The organism is Hymenobacter terrenus (assembly GCF_000972495.1).
Classification (GTDB): Bacteria; Bacteroidota; Bacteroidia; order Cytophagales; family Hymenobacteraceae; genus Hymenobacter; species Hymenobacter terrenus.
Map to the genome: position 1 here is coordinate 1 of NZ_LATM01000133.1, position 616 is coordinate 616.

1 protein-coding gene is annotated in these 616 nt (G+C 70.1%); it reads right to left on the reverse strand.

Annotation, left to right across the window (positions count from 1 at the left end):
- The coding region (locus WX88_RS26825) for a T9SS type B sorting domain-containing protein (RefSeq protein ID WP_046247508.1) at positions 1–616 on the reverse strand (616 nt) is incomplete at both ends.

Here is a 616-nt window from a genome sequence, read left to right on the forward strand (position 1 = left end):
AACGGACGATTTCGACCCATCCTTTGAAGGAGCGCTTGGTGTTGGCAAAGTCGGCAAACTCGACCTCGGCCAGGTAGAAATACACCCCCTCGCTCACCCGCCGCCCCCGGCCCGCGCCCGCCCCCGGCCCGCTCTCGCCCACCGGTCCGCCCCCGTCCCAGTTGATGAGCACCGCATCAGCCGCCGTGGTCGTGTTCTCGAACACCTTCACCCCCCAGCGGTTGAAAGCCTGGAAGTGCACCCGCCGCACGGGGCTGCTGTTCTGGGGCCGGAACACGGCGTTCTGCCCGTCGCCATTCGGGGTGAAGATGTTGGGCAGGCGGAAGAAGACGCAGTTGTCCTGGCAGGCCACGTTGCTCGTGTCGCTCACCGCCCCGCTCGCCGCCACGGCCTGCACGGCGTAGCAGCCGCCGGAGAAGCTCAGGTCCGGGTGCAGGTAGCTCCGCTGGGCCGTGGTGCCGAGCAGGGTGAAGCGCCCGGTCGGCGTGGGCCGGTAGTAGACCCGGTAGTTGGCGACGGCCGTTTCGCAGCCGGCCGGGCTCGTGCCCACCTGCCAGCGCAGGCGGTTGGTGTAGCGCTCGCCGGCCCGCGGGAATGCGGGCAGCCCGGCCAGGCT